The organism is Shigella sp. FC1967, from assembly GCF_001743005.1.
Taxonomy (GTDB): domain Bacteria; phylum Pseudomonadota; class Gammaproteobacteria; order Enterobacterales; family Enterobacteriaceae; genus Proteus.
On the sequence record NZ_MIIZ01000985.1, the window covers coordinates 1 to 1,439 of the forward strand.

The window sequence follows — 1,439 nt, forward strand, 5'->3', positions numbered from 1 at the left end:
AATTCCCATTGGAAAGCGCTCATTACAGCAAATTCACAACTGCCTTATCAGTTAAAAGCCTCACCTTTAGGCTTAAATTCAAAACGTATTTTACAATATACTGTGGCGACCGCCATGACGCTGTGGGGCATTGGCATGGTAGTTTCTTACTTTATGAATCGCCAATTAATTACCCAAAGTCAGCAACAAGCGCAATTAGCAACGGACAATCACCAATCTGAACTTGCCCGCTTACAAGCCCAGTATGGCTTACAACAAACTCTCGGCTTATTGAGTCACCGAGAAAAAAACGCTGTGCCATTTTGGCTACGCTTTGGATTAAGTCGTAATAACGCATTGCTTAATCATCTGTGGCCCGTTTATAGCCAATCCATGTTGCCATTATTACGGGATTCAACTCAGCATCATCTTGAATCTTATCTGCAAGCATTTATGCAGCTCCCTCCTGAAAGTGAGGAACGAATTGAAGGCGCTCAATCGGCTTATCAAGCATTAAAAGCCTATTTAATGATGAGCGACCCCTCTCGTATCGAACCGGTTTTTTTTACTGAAAGTGTACTCAATATTTGGCATCAAAATGAAGATCTAAAAGAGGGTGAATGGCAAACCTTAGGCACAGAATTATTAACTTTCTATGCTTCTCAATTACCTTATCACGAGGAGTGGATAATTAAGCCTAATCGTACTTTAGTTGCTGGAAGTCGCACTATTCTTATTCGTCAAATTGGTCAACGTAATGGCGAATCTGCGCTTTACCAAAAAATCTTACAACAGGCACAGCATAACTTCGCAGAGATGACATTAGATGATATGACCGGTGATACCGATGTCAGTTTCTTACTCAGTACCTCTGAAACCATACCGGGGATTTTTACACGTAAAGCGTGGGAAGAATCGATTGAACCTGCTATCAAAAAAGCAGTTCATGAAAGACGAGAAGAAATCGATTGGGTATTAAGTGACACACAAAAAGAGACCGATATTGATATCTCTCCCGAAAAACTACAACAAAATCTGACAGAACGCTATTTTAATGATTTTTCAGGCAGTTGGTTAAGCTTTCTCAACGGATTACACTGGCGAGAAACACAAAATTTATCCGATACGATTGATCAACTCACATTAATGAGCGATGTCAGACAGTCTCCTATTATCGCCCTAATGAATACACTTTCTTATCAAGGTAAAACGGGTCGTCAGCAAGAAAAATTAGCTGACTCTTTTGTGAATTCCGCCAAAGACTTGTTAAACAAAGAGCAACAACCTGTCATTAGCCAAAAAGCCGAATTCACAGGTCCTCTAGAGCCTGTTTTTGCACCGATATTGGCGTTTACTGATCCGCAATCTTCAGCACAAAATAGTGATGCATTGAGCTTACAAGCCTATCTTACTCGCGTGACAAGAGTGCGCTTAAAACTCCAACAAGTGGTGAATGCCCC

The 1,439-nt window shown here is 40.9% G+C and carries 1 protein-coding gene; it reads left to right on the forward strand.

The genetic code is table 11. From position 1 onward, the window contains the following. A partial coding sequence (locus BHE89_RS17125; protein WP_216081021.1) for an ImcF-related family protein occupies positions 1-1,439 on the forward strand: 1,439 nt, incomplete at both ends.